The sequence below is a fragment of the Methanolinea mesophila genome (assembly GCF_017873855.1).
Taxonomy (GTDB): Archaea; Halobacteriota; Methanomicrobia; order Methanomicrobiales; family Methanospirillaceae; genus Methanolinea_B; species Methanolinea_B mesophila.
Window position 1 is genome coordinate 1,937,533 of sequence record NZ_JAGGKR010000001.1, and the last position, 18,884, is coordinate 1,956,416.

Sequence of the window (18,884 nt, forward strand, 5' to 3'; positions counted from 1 at the left end):
CCCATGCGCAGCTATGTCATCTCGTCCAGTTCACGCGCGGAAGATATGGAACCGGTGGGGATGGCGCTTCACGAGCTTCTGAACCGTCTCCCGGTCACTGCACGGTCGAAAGAGAGGCCCGGGATCCGGATCGAAGACGGGAAGGTAGTGGACAGGAATTACACCGGCCCCGTCCTGGAAGAAGTGCTGCATCGCAACGTCCTGATCAAGCAGACTCCGGTAACCGGGGAATACCGGGGTGTCCCGGTGGTGGTGAGCCCGATCCGGGAAGAGGGTGGCGAGGCCATCGGTGCGATAGGCGTGGTGGACATCACCGGGATCTTCGATCTCGCCACGCTCATGGAACATCAGTCCGCAATTTTAAAGCAGGTATGCGGAAAGGACCCCTGTCCTCTTCCCACGGAACAGATCGGAGCAAAGAGGTAGGGAGATAATGTACGAAGCGGCATTCCGGGTGCTGGAGATTCTGGAGAACAGTGAAGGGCCTGTGTCCGGGGAACAGATCAGCAGCAGGCTGGGAATATCCCGATCAGCGGTGTGGAAGCACATCAAGGAGCTGAACAACATGGGGTACGAGGTCTCGGCATCCCACAAGGAAGGATACCAGCTGAAGAAAAGCAGCAACCGGCTGCTTCCCTACGAGGTGCATAAAAAACTCCGGACCACCTTCATCGGGAAGAAGATGCGCTACCTGGAAAATACTCCCTCAACCATCTGGAAGGGGAAACAGCTCGCGAACGAGGGGGATGTCAACAAACTTCACGGGATGGTCATCATCGCCGAAGAACAGACCGGGGGGGTAGGGAGGCTGGGCAGGGCCTGGGTCTCGCCGGTAGGAGGGATCTGGATCACCATCGTCCTAACCCCGAAGATCCCGGTAGACCACGTTTTCATGGTGACTATGGCCTCTTCGGTGGCGGTGGCCCGGGCGATACGGAAAGAATTCGACCTGGGGGCGCTGATCAAGTGGCCGAACGACATCTATATCGGTGACTCGAAGGTGGCCGGGCTCCTTCTTGAACTCTCGGCCGAGGCTGATACCATACACTACTGCCTGCTCTCTATCGGGGTGGACGTCAATGTGGCCCCCCATCAGCTCTCGAGCGTCCCGAACTCGGTCACCTCCATTAGTGCGGAACTGGGCCACGATGTCGACCGGGCAACGTTCCTGGCCCGGATCCTGCGTGAATTCGAGAGCCGGTACCTGTTGCTCGAATCCGGGGAGTACGAGGCCATTATCAGGGAATGGAAGAGCCTTTCCTGTACCCTGGACCACAGGGTCGAGATAAAAACCATGCGAAGCACCTTCGAGGGAGAAGCTATCGATATCGATGAATTCGGTGCATTGCTGATCCGGAAGGACAACGGTAAGATCGAACGGGTTATCGCCGGGGACTGCGTTCAGCGATAACCTGATATCGTCAACCAGAAAATAATTTCAGGTTGACGATGCAGGACACCCGTGATCGCGCACTTCTTATTACCAGGACCGCAGCATTTACCGGTCTTATCGCCGTCGGGGCCTGGATCTCCGTACCTTTTTTTCCGGTGCCCCTCACGTTCCAGACCCTCTTCGTCCTTCTTGCCGGGGCGGTGATGCGTCGATACGCAGTTATCCCTGCTTCACTGTATCTGCTTCTGGGGGCTTTGAACCTCCCGGTATTCCATAATGGTACCGCGGGACTCGGCATCCTGCTGGGGCCGACCGGGGGGTATATGGTGGGGTTCGTCCCCGCGGCGTTGATCGTCGGGCTTGCGTACGAACAGGAGCGGAAGAGCATACGGATCGCGGGACTGATCGGGGGAAGCGCCTCAATATACGCATTCGGCACCGTGTGGCTCGCCTTTTCAGCAGGGCTCCCTTTGTACGAGGCCCTCGTGATCGGGGTAATCCCATTCATCCCCGGGGATATCCTGAAAGCCTACGCGGCGTACCTGATAGCCGATCGGCTGGAGAGGAGAAGGTGGCCGCACCTGCCCGGGGGTAACGGGGGTGCGGGTACATGATCCTGTTGTCCGGTCTCCGGTTCAACACCCTGTGCATACCCCGTCTCGAAATCCCCCCCGGAAGGACGGCGATCATCGGGAGAAACGGTTCGGGGAAGACCTCGCTCCTCCGGTTGCTCGCGGGGCTGGTGTCACCGGAAGAAGGGGCCATCGACAGACCGGGCGAACCCGGAGAGATGCGGGTCGGATGGGTGGACGAATACCCGGATCGCAATTTCATTTTTTCCCGCGTGCGTGACGAGATCGCGTCATCCTGCAGGTTCAGGCATATCTCCTGTGAAGAAACGGACGGGATGGTCACGAACATTGCATCGAAGGCAGGGATCTCTCATCTGCTCGACCGGAATATCAGGACACTTTCGGGAGGGGAAAAGGCGATGGTGGCGCTCTCTGCCGCACTGGTCACCTCGCCGCCAGTAGTGGTGCTTGACGAATATGACTCCCATCTCGATGCCCCTTCAATCGATGCGGCGGAAGTTCTGCTCGGTGCATCCGGAGCCCGGTACATCGTACAGTGCACCCAGAACATGGAACTTGCCGCGTGGTGCGATACCGTGGTGGTCCTCGGGGAAGGAAAAGTAGCGTGCGCCGGACCCCCCGCTGACGTGTTCAGGTCCCTGGAAAAAACCTGTTTCTATCCATTTTCCTGGAGGGTTCGCGATGCGGGTTGTCTTTGAGGACACCGGGTTCTCAAGGGACCTCTTCGCGGTCCGGGCATCCGGATCCTTTCCCGAGGGGGTCCACCTCGTATCGGGCCCGGTGGGGTCGGGAAAAACGACGCTTGCCCTCGCTGCAACGGGATTGAGATCGCCGGAGAGAGGGAAGATAGTCCGGGAGGGCGTGACGAAGTTCACGCTCTCCCAGCAGTTCCCCGAGTATCATGTCACCGGAACAACGCTGAAGGAGGAGATCGCGGGATGGGGTATCGAACCTGATGCTATCCTGGAAAAAACGGGGTTCTCCGGACAGGGCTCGAGAGACCCGTTCAGCCTGGCGAGGGGAGAACTGAAACGGGTGCATCTCGCCTGCGTCTTTGCGGGGGACTGGGATCTCCTGGTACTCGACGAACCTTTCAGCGGTCTGGACTGCCGGGAAAAAACGAGGATCGCGAGTGAGATAGGGTTGCTGAAGGCGAAGATCGTGATCATCTTCACCCACGAACAGACGATCTTCCCCCGCGTCGACCGCGTATGGGAAATTCGTGATGGATCACTGGAAGATCTGGGCACGTTTCCGGAAGCGTTCCTGCAATGGAAAGGGGCGCCCCCGATTCTTCGCACACTTCGTGAAAAAGGCGTGATCCCACGTAATCTGACGGGGAAGGATCTTCTGGAGGCCGCATGCAGGATGTAAGGATCAGGGTCGGTTCCACCCTCCTTCTTTCGTTCGCGACATTCATCAGCATCCCGGGGGCCATTGCCGCAATGGTCTGGTGGCTCGTTGCGGGGGGGCCTTCGACCGTGAGATCTTCCCGCTACGCCCTGGTCTTCATCGGGGCTGCAGGCCTGGTCTCGCTCCTCGTGGAGTTATCAGGGGGCAACGGGGTCTCGTATTTCATCCGCATGTCGGTGATCCTCCTCATCGCATTCTGGGCCTTCGCTCACCAGACTCCCGGGGAGTTCATGGATCTCGCGGTCTGGGCCGGGGGAACTACCAGGGGATTCGAACTGGGACTGGTCGCCGAGGCCACGCTCCAGTCCATCAATGCGATCAGGGACGACATCGAAAGGATAAGAGTCGCCCTCACCCTCAAAGGCATGGGTACAGGCATCCGGGGGCTCCTTCCCGCGGCATCCGTTCTGATTATCACCCACCTCTCCAGGGCGGAAGATCAGGCGGACCTGCTGGTGGTCAGGGGGTATCGCCGGGGTGGATCATGGTGCCCGGAATTCCCGAAAAATACCAGTGACCTCGTAGGCGGAATCGGGGCAATTCTTGTCCTTTTGGTGGCTTTCATTCCTATTCGTGAGATTTTTATACTTTTACAGTGAAGGTTTTAGAGACTTGAACGCTATTATGCAGAGCGTTCGTTTTCAGCCAGGAGGAGTTACATGAGTGTTGCGAACCATAAAGTACTGATCACAGATACTACCCTGCGGGATGCGCATCAGTCTTTGATCGCCACACGGCTGAAGACTGACGATATGATCGTCCTTGCAAAACAGATCGACAGCATAGGCTTCTTTTCCGTTGAGGCGTGGGGTGGGGCAACCTTTGATTCGAGCATCCGGTATCTCGCCGAAGACCCCTGGGAGCGCCTCCAGCTGCTCAAGCAGGAACTTACAAGGACCCCTATCCAGATGCTCCTTCGCGGCCAGAACCTCGTAGGGTACCGTCATTATCCCGACGATGTCGTAGACAAATTCGTGGAACAGGCCTACAAGAACGGGGTGGACATCTTCCGGGTATTCGACGCCTTAAACGATATCCGGAACATGACCGAGTCGATGAAGATGGTGAAGAAGATGGGGGCACACCTCCAGGGCACTATCTCGTATACCACAAGCCCGGTCCATTCCACTGAAAAGTTCATCCAGATGGCAGAGGAGCTCTATGCCCTCGACTGCGATTCCATCTGTATCAAAGATATGGCGGGGCTCATCATGCCCGATGCCGCACGGGACCTGATCAGGGGGATCAAGGACGCTATCGACATAAAAGTGGACCTTCACAGCCATTCTACCAGCGGAATCGCGCCGATGAGTTACCAGGCGGCGGTGGAAGCGGGCGTGGATATCCTGGACACCGCGATGTCGCCGTTCGCCCTGGGAACTTCCCAGCCGCCGACTGAGAGCGTGGTGGCGGCGCTCAAGGGAACCCCTCGTGATACCGGGATCGATCTCCTCGCACTGAGAGATGTGCGGAACACCTGCCGTTCGCTCCGGGAAAAGTACCAGGGGCTGCTCAATCCCATTTCAGAACGGGTTGACAGCGACGTTCTGATCTACCAGCTCCCCGGTGGGATGATCTCGAACCTGGTTTCACAGCTCCAGGAGCAGGACGCACTGGAACGGATGCCGGAGGTATACCAGGAGATCCCACGTGTAAGGGAGGATTTGGGATATCCCCCCCTCGTCACACCCACCTCCCAAATCGTGGGGACCCAGGCCGTGATGAACGTCCTCCTTGGCGGAGAGCGGTACCGCAACGTGACCAAGGAGGTCAAGGACTACGTACGGGGACTCTACGGGAGGTCGCCGGCACCAATCTCGGAGAAGATAAAAAAACTCATAATCGGTGACGAACCGGTCATCACCGTCCGGCCCGCAGACCTGCTCGAACCCGTCTACGAGAAGATGAAGACACAGGCCGTTGCCGACGGGCTGGTCAGGAAAGAGGAAGATGTCCTTACCTACATCCTTTACCCGGCGATAGCGCCGTCATTCCTCCGCGGCGAGCGGAAAGTGGAAGAGATCCCTGTCCCGCAGAAACCATCCAGTGCCCCCGTCGAAATCCCCCGGTCCATGGAAGTCGAGGTGGACGGGGAGATCTTCAATGTCAGGATTATCTCCATTGAGGGAAGCGCCACGGCAGTCGCGGTTCCTGCGGGAGAGAAGATCCCCCGCGGGGAGATCAAAGGCGGGGTCAAGTCCAACATGCAGGGGATGGTCCTCGAGGTTGCGGTGCGGAGAGGGGAGGAGGTCAAAAAAGGAGACGTCCTGCTCGTCCTGGAAGCCATGAAAATGGAAAACCCCATTCACAGCCCTGTCGACGGGAAAGTGAGCGAAATATTTGTCGACGTGGGTGACGTGGTCCAGAATGGCGACGTGCTCATGGTGGTGGAATGAAATACTTCGAGAAAGTACTTGTCGCCAACCGGGGAGAGATCGCCATCCGCGTCATGAGGGCGTGCCGGGAGTTAAATATCGAGACCGTGGGGATCTACTCCACCGCGGACAAGGATGCGCTCCATGTGAAGTATGCCGACGAGGCGTTTCCCGCCGGGGAAGCCCCCCCCTCGAAGAGCTACCTCAACATGGAAAGGATCGTGGATATCGCCCGCAAATCGGGCAGCGAAGCGGTCCATCCCGGCTATGGGTTCCTCGCAGAGAACTATAAATTCGCAAAACTCTGCCAGGATGAAGGTATTACTTTCATCGGGCCTTCCTGGAAGACGATCAGGTCCATGGGCTCCAAGATCGAGAGCAAGAAGACCATGAAGGACGCCGGAGTGCCGGTCCTCCCCGGGACCGAGGGTGGGGTCAAGGACCCCGAATCGGCCAAATCCATCGCCGCAGAGATCGGGTACCCGGTTATCGTGAAAGCGAGTGCCGGAGGCGGCGGGATCGGCATGCAGATCGCTCACGACGAGAAGGCCCTGGAAGACGCGATAACTGCAGGGATGAGGATCGCGGAATCAGCATTCGGCGACGCCACGGTCTTTGTGGAGAAATACCTGGTCAAACCGAGGCATATTGAGTTCCAGATCCTCTCGGATGAACACGGCAACTGCATCCACCTGTACGACAGGGAGTGCTCTATCCAGAGAAGGCACCAGAAACTTGTAGAAGAGGCTCCCTGCCCCATTATGACCCCGGAACTCCGGGAGAAGATGGCGGAGTCCGCGATTGCCGTGGCCAGGGCATCGGATTATACCAATGCGGGCACCGTCGAGTTCCTCTACGCGGCCGGGGATTATTATTTCATGGAGATGAACACCCGGCTGCAGGTGGAGCATACGGTGACCGAACTGATCACCGGTCTCGATATCGTGAAGCGACAGCTTTCCATCGCGGCCGGGGAGCCCCTGCCTCTTGAGCAGGACGATGTGAGCATACGGGGGCACGCGATCGAGTGCCGGATCAATGCCGAGGACCCCCTCAACAATTTCACTGCCGACCCGGGGAAGATCCTCCGCTACCGGTCTCCGGGCGGCCCGGGAATGAGGGTCGATTCAGGTATCCACATGGGATATACGATCCCGCCGAATTACGACTCGATGATCGCCAAGTTGTGTGCATGGGGGATGAACCGACAGGAGGCTATCGAGCGGATGAGGCGTGCGATCTACGAGTACGTGATCATCGGGGTCAAGACCACTATCCCGCTCCATCACGCGATCATGCACAACCAGCATTTCGTGGATGGGAACACCCACACCCATTTCCTTCAGGAGGAACACATCGCAAAGACTCTGGCGAGATATGTCCGCGAGGAGGAGACGAGGATCCATACCCTCGCCGCATCGCTCCGGGGCGGAAAACAGACCGCAGCGGTCACCGCGGCGGTCACCGCCTATCTGGCGAGCCAGCAGAAAAAACAGTAAAACCCGCTCCCTTTTTTGCAACCCGGATATTTTGTTGTGTAATTCCGGAATTAATGAGCCAGGAAATCTGGAATTGACTTCATTTGAAAGTGACATGGCTCGGGAGGAACGAATATGAGAACATTTAATAGTTGAAAAGACGTTTTTATTATGCATTTTGTGTGCTGCGGTGGCCTAGCTGGTTAGGGCGCCAGACTCATAGGGTTTTTGAGCAAACCGATGCGTCCATAATCTGAGACATCTGGAGGTCGCGGGTTCGGATCCCGTCCGCAGCATTTCTTTCGAATCGACCTTTAAAGGATTTTTCGGGGCAATCCTGATTTTACGGCAATTAGTCCGCGAAACGAATCGGTCCTTCGTGTCCTTTACGGATCCGGAACGTCCGGTGAACCCATAATAATAAAAACCAGGAGCGACATTCCGGAAGTATGAAATTATTCATACTTTGTGTCAGCACTTGTGTGCTCCTCGCATTGCTCGTGGCAGGATGCACTACACCGACCCCGCCGGTTACTCCCACGGCGACACCTACCCCGACAGAGACCTTTACCCCCGTTCCCACCACCGCCGCTGCTCCTGTTATCGATCCCGCACTCCTCGGGACTTGGACACTCCAGCAGATGTATGTCCAGGGTTCGGGCGATCCTATCACTGCATTCAACGTCCCGATCACCGCGACATTTGACAATCAGAGCAATTTGTACGGAAACGGCGGTTGTAATAACTATAACGGGGCATACACCCTCTCCGGGGGGACGAACGAATTCGGAAAAGATATCCGGATCGGTCCCCTGATCAGCACGCTGATGTATTGTGAGTCAACCAGCAGCACTGAGTCCATGTATCTCGGGATAATGAATAGTGCGACGAGTTATGCGGTGCCGAACCCCCAGACCCTCTCGATCAGGGACCCCTCCGGAAACACTCTCGTATTCACGATGTAGACGGTGTCGCAGTACCTTCACTTTTTTTACGGAGATTTTCGAACACTACGGGCCCTCTTCGAATCCCGGACCATAAAATTGAAAACGGGGGTGATTTGGGCACGCCACGGGGAACTATTCTTTCGGGGCACATGCGTCGCAGGCGTTCCGCATCGCGGTAATGAAACCGGGGAGGTTGCGCCCTGCATCACGCCCGATGATATCGACAATTGCAGAACCGACGATGATCGCCCCGGCCCCTGCAGCGAAGAGGGGGGCAATATGCTCAGGTTTCGATATCCCGAACCCGACGGCGACGGGTATCCGGCTAGCACGGGCGGTCCTCCTCACCAGGTCGAGGACCTGCGGGGAGAGTTCATTCCTGGCCCCGGTGATCCCCAGCACCGAGATGAGATAAATGAACCCCGACGCCCGTTCCATGGTGGCATTCAACCGGGGTCCCTTCGTTGTGGGGGCAACCAGAAAGATGTGGTCTATTCCTTGTTCCTCTGCCGCCCGCTGGGCCTCTTCCGATTCTTCAAGGGGGAGATCCACCACCAGGATCCCGTCGACACCTGCTGACGCGGCGCTCCGATAGAAGTCCGGTATTCCCCTGGCGTAGAGGTGGTTTGCATAGACCAGAAGGACTATGGGTGACTGGTATTCCCTTCGGAGCGTTGCCGCCATCCGGAAGACATTTTCCTGGGTCATACCGTGTTCCAGCGCCCTCTGGTGGGCCTGCTGAATCGTAGGGCCGTCAGCCAGGGGATCGGTGAACGGCATCCCGATCTCCAGGATATCCACCCCGGCATCGAGCATCGTCCTGGCCGCTTCCAGGGATTGTTCGTAATCCGGGTCTCCCGCCACCAGGTAGCCGATGAATACCGGTCGCCCCGCGGTGGAAAAAGTCCGTTCGATCCTGCTCATTTATGCCACCCCCCGCAACCGGGCAACCTCACCCACGTCCTTGTCACCCCGCCCGGAAAGGTTGATGATGAGAGTGTCGTCCCGGGAGCACTGCGCTGCGAGTTCGACCGCATAGGCTACGGCGTGGGAGGATTCCAGGGCGGGGATGATCCCTTCCGTGCGGGAGAGGAGGAAGAATGCGTCAAGGGCCTGATCGTCCGTGACGGCATGGTAGCATACCCTCCCGCTATCCTTGAGCATACTGTGTTCAGGCCCCACTCCGGGATAATCCAGCCCGGCCGAGACGCTGTGGGTGGGGAGTATCTGGCCGTCCCCGTCCATGAGGAGATAGGAGAGGGCCCCGTGGAGGACCCCCCTGCGTCCTGCACAGAGCGAAGCCCCGTGTTCATTGCCGTCGAGCCCTTTTCCCCCCGCCTCGACACCGTGAAGATCCACGCGGTCCTTCAGGAACGGATGGAAGATTCCTATGGCATTGGAACCCCCCCCGACACAGGCAATCACCGCATCGGGAAGACAGCCCTGCTGCTCGAGCATCTGGGCCCGGGCCTCCTCCCCGATAACGGACTGGAAATCCCGGACCATCTGCGGGAATGGGTGCGGCCCTACCACCGAACCTATCAGGTAGTGGGTCTCCTGCACGTTGGCCACCCAGTCTCGGAGCGCCTCGTTTATGGCATCCTTGAGGGTCCTGCTCCCGGTCTCAACCGGGATGACCTTCGCACCGAGCAGTTGCATACGGAATACATTCAACTTCTGCCGGGCAACGTCCGTCGCTCCCATATAAACCTCGACCGGCAGCCCGAGTGCCGCACCCGCGATGGCGGTGGCCACCCCGTGCTGCCCTGCACCGGTCTCCGCAATAAGCCGTTTTTTTCCCATGAACCGGGCAAGGAGCGCCTGCCCGAGGGTGTTGTTGATCTTGTGCGCACCCCCGTGGAGGAGATCCTCCCGCTTGAGGTAGATATTACAGCCGAGCTGCCGGGAAAGGTTTTCGCAGAACGTGAGCCTGGTAGGTCTCCCCGCATACTCGGTCAGGTACCGGGATAAAATCTGCTGGTAATCCTGATCTTTTACGAACCGGGCATATGCATCATCAAGCTCTTCCAGTGCGCTCATCAGGGTCTCGGGCACATATTGCCCTCCATAATCTCCGAAACGTCCTTTTTTCATAGTGTTCCCCCGAAACATGCACGCATGAAAGCCCGCACCTTTTCCGGGTCTTTTATACCCGGGCGTGACTCGACCCCGGTCGCAACGTCGACCGCATAGGGACGCACCTCCCGGATGGCCCCGGCGACGTTGGCAGGAGTAAGCCCGCCGGCAAGGATTACCGGAACTGTCGAGCGTTCCACCACCTTCCGTGCATAGACCGGGTCGTAGGGCAGTCCTTTTCCCTGGCTCGCATCCACTACCAATGCATCACAGTCATCCGGGATTCGTTCGCCGGGGCGTATCGACCGGATAATCTTCACCCCTCTGCCCCTGAGATCCGGGAAGGGGTGGGAGATCTGGAGAGCGCAGGGGTTGAGTCCGATGATACTGTCGATATCCTCCATATCCCGTGTATGGGTAACTATGACCGTCACGGTCAGCGGACCCGCGTTATCGAGCAGGATCCCGGCCTGTTCGGAGTGTACCGAACGCGGAGAATCGCTGCACATCACGATGCCGACTGCCGATGCACCCGCTTCTACGGCAAGGAGTATATCCTCCTCCCTGGTTATCCCGCAGATCTTTACCCGAATACGAATCCCTCCAGGGCCTTGGCCGGACTCGGCGAACGCATCAGCGATGTCCCGATAAGGTAGGCATCGCAGTAGTCCTTCAGCAACCTGACGTCATAGGGCCAGAGAATTCCGCTCTCCGAGACCACCAGTCGTCCGGATCTCCTGATCATCTCTCCCAGCCTGATGGTCGGGCGCAGACTCACCTGCAGCGTGGTAAGGTCACGGTTGTTGATACCGATGATCCGGGCCCCGGATTGAAGGGCAATCTCGGTATCTTTCCTGTCCCGGACTTCAACAAGGGGTTCGATCCCGAGTTCTGCACATCGTTCGACAAAGGAGGGCAGCTTTTCTTTCAATACCCCCGATATGAGCAGCACCGCGTCCGCGCCCATATCGAGGCTCTCCTCGAGCTGCCGGTCGTCGATAATGAAGTCTTTCCGAAGTACCGGCACCGCCACCGCCTCCCTGACCGCGTGCAGGTCCTCCGGAGATCCATGGAAATAATGAGGTTCGGTATGGACCGACAGGGCGATGCATCCGTTCTGCACGAACTCGAGCGCCAGCCCCCGGGGATCGGAGTACGGGCGGATGGAGCCTCTGCTGGGCGAGGAGAACTTCAACTCGGCGATTATCGCGTGCCTCGGCGAGGGAGAATATTTCACGTCACGTATCGAAGCCTCAAGGCTCCTGCACGTTCCCCTGCTGTACTCCCCCCTCGCCCGGGGGATTGACTCGACCCGTTCGGCGGTCCGGGAGAGGATATCATCGAGGATCATGAGGCACCCCCGGTCTCAATGACCAGGGTCTCGAGGACCCGCATCGCATTGTGAGTATCTATTGAATGTGCAGCCGCATGAATCCCTTCCCCGAGACTTGCAGCCCCCCCGCCGAGGTATATGGCGGCCCCTGCGTTCATGAGAACGACGTCCCTCGCAGGTCCGCGGTCCCCGGCGAGAATACCGCGTATGATCGCGGCATTCTCGGTGGCAGTGCCACCCCGGAGTTGCCCCGGCTCCGCACACGGAATCCCGAAATCGTCCGGGCTGATCGAATACTCCCGTATCTCCCCCCCGGCAAGTTCTGCGACCATTGTCGGGCCGGTGGTGGTGATCTCGTCCATTCCGTTGCCGTGCACCACCATTGCTCGGCCGACCCCCAGACACCGGAGGACCCGGGCCAGCGTGTTCGTCAATGCAGGGTCGAATACCCCGAGGACCTGGTTTTTGGCCCCGGCGGGGTTGGCAAGAGGCCCGAGCAGGTTAAATACGGTCTTTATACCAAGTTCCCCGCGGATCCCTGATACCCTCGCGAGCGAGGGATGATAAAGGGGAGCGAACAGGAATACCATCCCTGCTTTTTCCAGTACTTGTGAGGCCTTTTCCGGGGTGATATTCACGGTGACTCCCAGGGCGGCCATTACATCCGATGACCCGCACCTGCTGCTTACCCCCCGGTTTCCGTGTTTGACCACCGGAATGCCTGCCCCCGCGGCAACAATGGCCGAGGCGGTGCTGATGTTGAATGTTCCCGCACCGTCCCCCCCTGTCCCGCACGTGTCGACGATACGGTTGGGGTCTGCGACCATGAGCGGTACCGAAAGTTCCCTGAGCACCCCTGCAAACGAGAGGATCTCGCCGAATGATTCTTTTTTAACCCGTAGACCTGCGAGGAGCGCTCCCACCTGGGCGGGGGTCGCCGCTCCTTCAATGATGTCCCGCATCACCCGGTCGGCCTCTGAGGGAAGCAGGTCAGTTCCCTCCGTCACCCGCGCCAGCGCTCCACGGATCATGCGCACACCGCCGTGGAGGCAAGGAAATTGGAGAGGATCCGGTCTCCTTCCTGCGTTAGGATGCTTTCCGGGTGGAACTGAACCCCGCGTATGGGAAAGCGCCGATGCCGGACTCCCATCACGTATCCGTCATCCCTGCTCGTGGCGCATACTTCAAGTTCTGAGGGAAGGCTCTCCCGCTCCGCTATCAGAGAATGATAGCGGGTGGCGGTGAACGGGTTGCACACCCCGGAAAAGAGGTCCTGCCCGTCGTGAACGATAGTGGATACCTTGCCATGGACCAGGTGGGCTGCGCGTACTACCTCGCCTCCGAAGGTATAGCAGATGGCCTGGTGCCCCAGGCAGACCCCCAGGGTGGGTACGGACCTGCTCATCGAGTGGAGGACCTCGAGGCATAACCCGGAATCCTCCGGTTTACCCGGCCCGGGTGAGAGGATTATCCGATCGAATGCGCTTCCCGCAATCTCGCGAAAAGATGCGTCGCAGGTCATTACCACGGGGGTGGCACCGAGCCTGCCTACCTGCTGCACGAGGTTATAGGTGAAGCTGTCGAAACAGTCGACGATGAGGACTTTCATGAGGGAGAACCCCCTGCGGACTCCAGGGCCCGGAGCATCGCACCTGCTTTGTGCTCGGTCTCTTCCCACTCCCTCGCAGGGTCGGAATCGGCGACAATACCCGCACCGACCTGGAAGGACGCAACCCTGTCCTTCACCACGATCGTCCTGATAGTGATTGCGAACTCCATGTTCCCGTCAAGCCCGAAGTATCCCACGGCTCCTGCATAGATCCCCCGGGGATCGGGCTCCAGCGAATCGATGATCTGCATGGCACGGATCTTTGGCGCCCCGCTTACCGTGCCCGCGGGGAAACATGAGATCAGGGCGGCAGCGGGGTGAAGTACCGGGGAGAGCTCCCCCTCCACGACAGACACCAGGTGCTGGACGTGGGAAAATTTCTCCACGCTCATAAACTCCGTCACCCCGACAGTCCCGAAGGAACATACCCGTCCAAGGTCGTTTCTTGCCAGGTCTACCAGCATGGTATGTTCTGCACGTTCTTTCTCGTCGGAAAGGAGATTTTGTTCCAGCAGAGCATCCTCTTCGCGGGTTCTGCCCCGGAGCCGGGTCCCTGCGATCGGGACGGTGGTGACCCTCCGGCCTTCGACCCGGACGAGCATTTCCGGCGAGGATCCGATCACCTTAGTGTCACCGAAGTCGAGGTAGTACATGTAGGGGCTGGGATTTATCCTCCGGAGCGCTTCGTAGAGTGCAAAACTGTCGCCTTCGAGAGCGCAATCGATCCTGCGTGAGATCACCGCCTGGAATATATCCCCTGCCCTGATATGCTCCTTTACGACCATTACCGCGTCCTCGAATTCGCGGCGTGACATATTTGAACGGCGGGGGCCGCTCTTTGCGGAGGGAGTGTAATGGCCGGCGGGGCCGTCGTTCCGGTCCCCGATAGTTCCGATTTTTTCCAGGAGATCGAAAATCCGGGCTCTGCAGCGGTAATATTCATCTTCAGGATGTGTGGAGGGCATTACCAGCGCATTGCACACGATCCTCAGGATGCCGGCTTCGTGGTCGAATACCAGATTATCCCTGGATAACATGAAACGGGCGTAATTATCTTCAGGATTTCTCTTTCCCGAGATATCCACCCGGGGCTCGAGGTCTTTCACCAGGTCGTAGGTGCAGTACCCGACCAGCCCCCCGGAATAACGGGGGAACCGGGGACCCGCCACGGTGTACCGTGCGAGCAGATCCTGTAGTCGTGCGATGGGGTTCTCTCCGGCAAGTCCTGAAAAGAACGAGATGAGCGTTTCATCCCCCTCACACCAGGTCGTTCTCCCCAGGCGCAACTCGAGGTCGGGTCTTACTCCGAGGAATGAATACCTCGCATTTCGCGAGGGCCCCTCCATCGATTCGAGAAGGAACCCGGTTTGCGGGTTCAATCCCGAGTAGACCGCGGGGGGGGTGATCCCTGGCAGGGGGCATTCGAGGCAGAGCGGGACAAAAACGGGCATGTCCCTGTTCCTGACCAGGGTATAAAACTCATCGTACCCGAGATTAAGCACTAAAGCGGCATCGTCTATGCCGCATTTCGCCATTCCACCGGCATCACCCCGGGGGAGACGGCAGAACAGGACCCTGGCACGGTATGTCTGGGGTCATGAATGAGGTGTGCCTCATGGTTCATACATTAGGATGTGCTTTGCACATATATATACATTAATGTTCATTTATGTTGGGGGATGTTGGAAAAAGGGAAAAGTTCGCCCGGAGCCCGGGCGATCCCACCGGGGTCCTATCCCGGGTCCTGTCTATAATGTTCTGATCAGTGCACCTTTGTTGGCTGCCGAGGTATGGATGAACGATGCAGGCATTCCCTGGAGCGTCTCCCGGGCGGCACGTTCCAGCGCCTCCGGGGAGGAATCCGTGATACAGAAGACCGTGGGGCCGAACGAGCTCATCCCCGTGCACGCGGCACCTGCTGACCGCAGCGAACGCAGGAGGTCCCCGAGTAACGGAGGTTGGTGGGAGCGTTCAACCTCCTTGAACCCAAGGTGCTGGATCCGGTTGACACCGGCTGAAAACAGGTCGAGGTCATGGTCCACCAGTCCGGGAAGGACCCTCATGATTACTTCGCGGCAGGTCTCACCTACTTCGCCCTCCGGTACTGGACACGCCCTGGCAAACAGGTCTCGTTCCTCTTCGCCGTAGACCCGGAGGAGACCGTGCGGAATGACCAGGAGTATCTTCCATTCTTCAGGGAAGGCGTGCCGCGCGATAAGCGGCGGTGGGGAAAGCCCTTTGGATGCCGCCGAAGGGAGAAAAGATTCCTTATCTGCAGACTTTCCAAAACTATGGCCGCCGTCGAGGAGAAACCCCCCGAATTCGAACGCGCCGGTACCGACCCCGGAGGTCCCCCCCCGCCCAACGGCCCTCGCCAAATCCCTGACCGGGAGTTCGATCCGGTAGAGTTCGCAGACGGCCCGGGCTGCCGAGAGACCGAGGGCGGTACCCGCTCCCAGGCCCACGTGTTCAGGGGGTGATGCATGCAGGGTAAGGAACGCACCGCCAGATATTCCCTGCCGGGCAAGAATTGACAAGGCCGCCTCGGCGGCCCTCCGGTTCATTTCCGGGGTCCCCCCCTCAACGTGCAATTCCGGTGCCAGACGGGCCGAAAGGATGGTAGCGGGGTGCGAGAGGGCGAGGCCGATCCCTCCGTCAACTCTCGACAGTCCCCCGTGGAGATCGATGAGCCCGAAATGGAGACGAGAAGGAGCGCGAATGACCACACCAGCCCCCCTGGAGAAGGACTGCAGAGGAAATTTCTCGTGAATATCAATGAGCGGGAGTCCCCGGTGGATTATCCGGTATTCCCGTTTGAGGAGGAGATCGCCGGGGTCGATCCCGAATATCCCGGCCATTTTCACTCCGGCGGGTTCCAGTCCTACGTCCAGGAGCTCTCTTCTGGCCTCGATCTTGTGCCCGGCAAGGATTTTACCTATCGGGACGTCCGCCCTCACCAGGTCCTGGCGCCATTCGGGCTCCAGCCTGGAAAGCGGGGTGAACGAGGTCGCGTGGAGCAGCACGGCGCCCGTATCCGTGCGCCTGATCTCGACGATCCGGTGGTTCACCGCTTCTCCGGGGTTTACGTCCAGCACTGCGGACTCCGGCGGGGAGGATTCGACGGTCTGCTGGTGAAGGGTGACGATCCCGATCCCCGAGCCGGTGAACGCCTCCAGCAGGCGGGTAACGGACCCGTCCGTGGTTATGAGAATCTTCTGCACGGGGGAAAGGGGGCCGACGTCCTCTTCGATGCTCCGGAGGCTGGAAGAAAAACGATCCCCGGCATCCCCGTCAGGCTTCCCGGGAGATTGCATGGTGAAAGTACATCAGAGCGGAAAAAGATGAAGATATGGGACCTGCCCGGACTCCGCCCTTCCCGAGTCAGGGCAACCTTTTAAGAAATCCGGTCCGGTCGAATTCCACGCATATCCTGAAATGGAATCTTTAATCGGCCTCCGAAATTGAAGGATCAATAAGGAGGATTTGATCCTCCGGGCGATACCCGGGGAGCACTGGGATATCCATATTCCCGCTGTCCCGGGATCCATGAATCTGGTCCCGCTTCACCCGTAGGGTGAACATTCCCCCGCCGGAACCCGGGAGTTTTCTCTATAGACTCGGTCCTCTCTGTCGAAAAACCATATATCGGCGAAGGGTTTTTCTACATTCGGGTGCCAACCCCGCGCATAGTGGAGTCGCATTGACCACAAAGGAGTCAATAATCCGGGAACTGGGGGAGAACGAGCTGGTTCTTCCGGTCCTGGTTAATAATGCCCTGGCAGCGAACGACAGGATAAAATACTATTTTACACTTCTTCAGGCCGCCCTCGCAAAAGGTCTGGAACCGTACCGCGAATATTCAAATCTGCGCATCGAGCGGGAGACCGCAGGGATCACCGACAGCCAGCTGGACACCGTGGTACACGGGAGCAGCATGGTTTCCCCCGATACGATAAGGATCCCCCGGGTGGCAGGGATCTTTTCTGAGATCAAGCAGTGTCTTGATGAGATGATCCTGCCCTTGAAGATGGCGGCTACGGAGGCGACGGAACGGTATGAAGAGCGTGCCCTGGGGCTCATGGAGCGTATCGGCACGGCGCCGGACGACCTGGTGCGTAAGAGTGTCATTCTCGACATAACATCGGGAGACCCGGAAGAGAACGACAGCGTGCACCTGCTGGTTATCGACCTCCATCAGGCCCTGAACCGGCTGCAGAGCCAGCTTTCAGGTGAGACCGTAGACGGTGCGATAACTTATCTTCTCCAGCCCGGCGATCATGACATCATAAGGGCATTCATGGCCGGAGTGAACCGGAACGCCCCATTGAAATTCGGGCATCCCGGGTTGGGGACCACCGCGACACGAACGGGCCGAAAGATAGTGATCCAGAATGACATCGGGATGACCGATGCGCATGTCCTGGTGATCAACGTGACCGATGAGGAAGTGTCGGTTATCTACACCGATATCCACATGCCTCGCGTCCAGTTTTTCCACAGCCTTTTCCCGCCCGGTACGATAAGATGGGAGGATACGCTCTCGAGGAAAGGTGCCGAAGACTTCGAGAAGAAGATGTATCACCTCTCGGTCGGGAGATATCACGCCCGCGATAGGGAAGATCTCCTTGGCTTCGCTGAATTCCTCGGTTCGAGGCTTGTGTTCCTGATCGACTGGAACCGGGCCCGCAAAAAGATGCGGAATTTCCTTCCGAACAGGGATAGCGTTGCCGTGTTGAAGTGGGCGGCGGACCACAATTACGGGCACATGGCGTTCCTTCTGGTAGGAGGAGAGCAGCTTATCTACGAAGCCCTCCAGTTCGCCGCGGGAGTGCCCATCAGGTACGGGGAACCCCTCTACCAGATACTGGGCCGGGAAAAGACCGTGGAATACTTCCAGTGGGTGATGAAGACCGCGGCATCGGGGCTCGTTGCCGGCCAGTCCCACCAGCTGATCCAGGACGAGATCCGGACCGAACTGCTCAGGTATTTCCGTTCCGCACACGAGGACCTCATCACGATATGCGAGGATCACGCCACCTACACTATCGAGGTCGCGATGGTGGCAAGGGACTCCCTCCTCCATATCCGGCGGAGGATGAACGGGGAGTTCGTCACACGGAATGCAAAGAGGGCAAAGATCTGGGAAAGCCGGGCCGATGCACTGGTGAACGAGGTCAGGAAGATCTCGCGGAGGATCGAGGAGGGCGGGTTCTTCGAGGAGCTGATGCATACCTCCGACGACGCCCTCGATTATCTCGAGGAGGCCTGTTATTTCATCACCCTGGTCCCCGGGATATCGTCCTCCAGGGGAGTGAGCGAGGAGCTGGTGACGATGGCTGAGATCGCGGTCAGGAGTTGTCAGGAATATCTCCGGGCTCTCATGGCCTCCAGGTATTTGCACCGGTCCTACAGCCGGGAGGAACTGCAGGATTTCCTCCTCGCGATAGACCGTGTGGTGGGGCTCGAGAGGGAATGCGACGAAGAACTCAGGAAAGCCCAGAAGTCCATCCTGATGGAGACCACAGATTACAAAGAACTCTGGCTTTTTTCCGAGATCGCACGAACTGTCGAGGAGTCCACCAACTCGATGATGAAGGCTGCGTTCCTGCTCCGCGACGCCATGCTCGAGCAGATGAGCAGGAGGGGATGATGGAAAATCTCGGGAAA

General features: G+C 58.5%; 18 protein-coding genes and 1 tRNA gene. 11 read left to right on the plus strand and 8 right to left on the minus strand.

The window, feature by feature from the left end; translation table 11 throughout:
- Nucleotides 1-3 precede the first annotated feature (3 nt).
- The 10 genes from J2741_RS09195 to J2741_RS09240 all read left to right on the plus strand — a co-directional run bounded on the left by J2741_RS09195 (nucleotide 4) and on the right by J2741_RS09240 (nucleotide 8,217).
- Entirely contained in the window at nucleotides 4-426 is a 423-nt protein-coding gene (locus J2741_RS09195) for a DUF2111 domain-containing protein (RefSeq protein ID WP_209674975.1), read from the plus strand.
- Nucleotides 427-433: 7 nt separating this feature from the next.
- Nucleotides 434-1,411 (plus strand): biotin--[acetyl-CoA-carboxylase] ligase, encoded by a 978-nt coding sequence (locus J2741_RS09200; protein WP_209674976.1) that lies wholly within the window; start codon nucleotides 434-436, stop codon nucleotides 1,409-1,411.
- A gap of 38 nt (nucleotides 1,412-1,449) precedes the next feature.
- Complete coding sequence (locus tag J2741_RS09205) at nucleotides 1,450-2,007, plus strand: biotin transporter BioY (protein ID WP_209674977.1); 558 nt, start codon at nucleotides 1,450-1,452, stop codon at nucleotides 2,005-2,007.
- Nucleotides 2,004-2,684: an energy-coupling factor ABC transporter ATP-binding protein gene (locus J2741_RS09210; RefSeq protein ID WP_209674978.1), complete on the plus strand. Its 681-nt coding sequence runs from the start codon at nucleotides 2,004-2,006 to the stop codon at nucleotides 2,682-2,684. Before J2741_RS09205 ends, J2741_RS09210 begins: the two co-directional genes overlap by 4 nt.
- A complete protein-coding gene (locus J2741_RS09215; protein ID WP_209674979.1) occupies nucleotides 2,668-3,360 on the plus strand; it encodes an ATP-binding cassette domain-containing protein in 693 nt (230 codons plus the stop codon). Before J2741_RS09210 ends, J2741_RS09215 begins: the two co-directional genes overlap by 17 nt.
- The gene (locus tag J2741_RS09220) at nucleotides 3,348-3,998 is read left to right on the plus strand and encodes a hypothetical protein (RefSeq protein WP_209674980.1); all 651 of its coding nucleotides are present in this window, start codon (nucleotides 3,348-3,350) and stop codon (nucleotides 3,996-3,998) included. The genes J2741_RS09215 and J2741_RS09220 overlap by 13 nt, the downstream gene beginning before the upstream one ends.
- Before the next feature lie 60 nt (nucleotides 3,999-4,058).
- Nucleotides 4,059-5,795, plus strand: coding sequence for a pyruvate/oxaloacetate carboxyltransferase (locus J2741_RS09225; protein WP_209674981.1), 1,737 nt, complete (start codon nucleotides 4,059-4,061; stop codon nucleotides 5,793-5,795).
- Nucleotides 5,792-7,273 (plus strand): acetyl-CoA carboxylase biotin carboxylase subunit, encoded by a 1,482-nt coding sequence (locus J2741_RS09230; protein ID WP_209674982.1) that lies wholly within the window; start codon nucleotides 5,792-5,794, stop codon nucleotides 7,271-7,273. The genes J2741_RS09225 and J2741_RS09230 overlap by 4 nt, the downstream gene beginning before the upstream one ends.
- 163 nt (nucleotides 7,274-7,436) lie before the next feature.
- A tRNA-Met gene (locus tag J2741_RS09235) sits at nucleotides 7,437-7,548 on the plus strand.
- Nucleotides 7,549-7,701: 153 nt separating this feature from the next.
- Nucleotides 7,702-8,217 carry an META domain-containing protein gene (locus J2741_RS09240; protein ID WP_209674983.1) on the plus strand — a complete coding sequence of 172 codons (516 nt, stop codon included), beginning with the start codon at nucleotides 7,702-7,704 and terminating at the stop codon, nucleotides 8,215-8,217.
- Between the two features lie 114 nt (nucleotides 8,218-8,331).
- Here the strand turns inward: J2741_RS09240 and trpA are convergent, their stop codons facing one another.
- The 8 genes from trpA to J2741_RS09280 form a co-directional block, all read right to left on the minus strand.
- Entirely contained in the window at nucleotides 8,332-9,123 is a 792-nt protein-coding gene (gene trpA / locus J2741_RS09245; protein ID WP_209674984.1) for a tryptophan synthase subunit alpha, read from the minus strand.
- A complete protein-coding gene (gene trpB, locus J2741_RS09250; RefSeq protein ID WP_209674985.1) occupies nucleotides 9,124-10,293 on the minus strand; it encodes a tryptophan synthase subunit beta in 1,170 nt (389 codons plus the stop codon).
- Nucleotides 10,290-10,916: a phosphoribosylanthranilate isomerase gene (locus tag J2741_RS09255; RefSeq protein ID WP_342452274.1), complete on the minus strand. Its 627-nt coding sequence runs from the start codon at nucleotides 10,914-10,916 to the stop codon at nucleotides 10,290-10,292. Before J2741_RS09255 ends, trpB begins: the two co-directional genes overlap by 4 nt.
- Entirely contained in the window at nucleotides 10,859-11,626 is a 768-nt protein-coding gene (locus J2741_RS09260) for an indole-3-glycerol phosphate synthase TrpC (RefSeq protein ID WP_209674986.1), read from the minus strand. The genes J2741_RS09255 and J2741_RS09260 overlap by 58 nt, the downstream gene beginning before the upstream one ends.
- On the minus strand, nucleotides 11,623-12,639 hold the full coding sequence (trpD, locus tag J2741_RS09265) for an anthranilate phosphoribosyltransferase (protein ID WP_209674987.1): 1,017 nt from the start codon (nucleotides 12,637-12,639) through the stop codon (nucleotides 11,623-11,625). Before trpD ends, J2741_RS09260 begins: the two co-directional genes overlap by 4 nt.
- On the minus strand, nucleotides 12,636-13,217 hold the full coding sequence (locus tag J2741_RS09270) for an anthranilate synthase component II (protein WP_209674988.1): 582 nt from the start codon (nucleotides 13,215-13,217) through the stop codon (nucleotides 12,636-12,638). The genes trpD and J2741_RS09270 overlap by 4 nt, the downstream gene beginning before the upstream one ends.
- Entirely contained in the window at nucleotides 13,214-14,752 is a 1,539-nt protein-coding gene (locus J2741_RS09275) for an anthranilate synthase component I family protein (RefSeq protein WP_209674989.1), read from the minus strand. The genes J2741_RS09270 and J2741_RS09275 overlap by 4 nt, the downstream gene beginning before the upstream one ends.
- Before the next feature lie 213 nt (nucleotides 14,753-14,965).
- Nucleotides 14,966-16,531 carry a beta-ribofuranosylaminobenzene 5'-phosphate synthase family protein gene (locus tag J2741_RS09280; RefSeq protein ID WP_209674990.1) on the minus strand — a complete coding sequence of 522 codons (1,566 nt, stop codon included), beginning with the start codon at nucleotides 16,529-16,531 and terminating at the stop codon, nucleotides 14,966-14,968.
- Between the two features lie 386 nt (nucleotides 16,532-16,917).
- Here J2741_RS09280 and J2741_RS09285 point away from each other — a divergent pair, with 386 nt between their 5' ends.
- On the plus strand, nucleotides 16,918-18,867 hold the full coding sequence (locus J2741_RS09285; RefSeq protein ID WP_209674991.1) for a hypothetical protein: 1,950 nt from the start codon (nucleotides 16,918-16,920) through the stop codon (nucleotides 18,865-18,867).
- Nucleotides 18,868-18,884: the final 17 nt, after the last annotated feature.

Coding starts and splice junctions, on each gene's coding strand:
- J2741_RS09195 (WP_209674975.1), top strand. CDS start 4: ATGCGCAGCTATGTCATCTCGTCCAGTTCACGCGCGGAAGATATGGAA.
- J2741_RS09200 (WP_209674976.1), top strand. CDS start 434: ATGTACGAAGCGGCATTCCGGGTGCTGGAGATTCTGGAGAACAGTGAA.
- J2741_RS09205 (WP_209674977.1), top strand. CDS start 1,450: ATGCAGGACACCCGTGATCGCGCACTTCTTATTACCAGGACCGCAGCA.
- J2741_RS09210 (WP_209674978.1), top strand. CDS start 2,004: ATGATCCTGTTGTCCGGTCTCCGGTTCAACACCCTGTGCATACCCCGT.
- J2741_RS09215 (WP_209674979.1), top strand. CDS start 2,668: ATGCGGGTTGTCTTTGAGGACACCGGGTTCTCAAGGGACCTCTTCGCG.
- J2741_RS09220 (WP_209674980.1), top strand. CDS start 3,348: ATGCAGGATGTAAGGATCAGGGTCGGTTCCACCCTCCTTCTTTCGTTC.
- J2741_RS09225 (WP_209674981.1), top strand. CDS start 4,059: ATGAGTGTTGCGAACCATAAAGTACTGATCACAGATACTACCCTGCGG.
- J2741_RS09230 (WP_209674982.1), top strand. CDS start 5,792: ATGAAATACTTCGAGAAAGTACTTGTCGCCAACCGGGGAGAGATCGCC.
- J2741_RS09240 (WP_209674983.1), top strand. CDS start 7,702: ATGAAATTATTCATACTTTGTGTCAGCACTTGTGTGCTCCTCGCATTG.
- trpA (WP_209674984.1), bottom strand. CDS start 9,123: ATGAGCAGGATCGAACGGACTTTTTCCACCGCGGGGCGACCGGTATTC.
- trpB (WP_209674985.1), bottom strand. CDS start 10,293: ATGAAAAAAGGACGTTTCGGAGATTATGGAGGGCAATATGTGCCCGAG.
- J2741_RS09260 (WP_209674986.1), bottom strand. CDS start 11,626: ATGATCCTCGATGATATCCTCTCCCGGACCGCCGAACGGGTCGAGTCA.
- trpD (WP_209674987.1), bottom strand. CDS start 12,639: ATGATCCGTGGAGCGCTGGCGCGGGTGACGGAGGGAACTGACCTGCTT.
- J2741_RS09270 (WP_209674988.1), bottom strand. CDS start 13,217: ATGAAAGTCCTCATCGTCGACTGTTTCGACAGCTTCACCTATAACCTC.
- J2741_RS09275 (WP_209674989.1), bottom strand. CDS start 14,752: ATGGCGAAATGCGGCATAGACGATGCCGCTTTAGTGCTTAATCTCGGG.
- J2741_RS09280 (WP_209674990.1), bottom strand. CDS start 16,531: ATGCAATCTCCCGGGAAGCCTGACGGGGATGCCGGGGATCGTTTTTCT.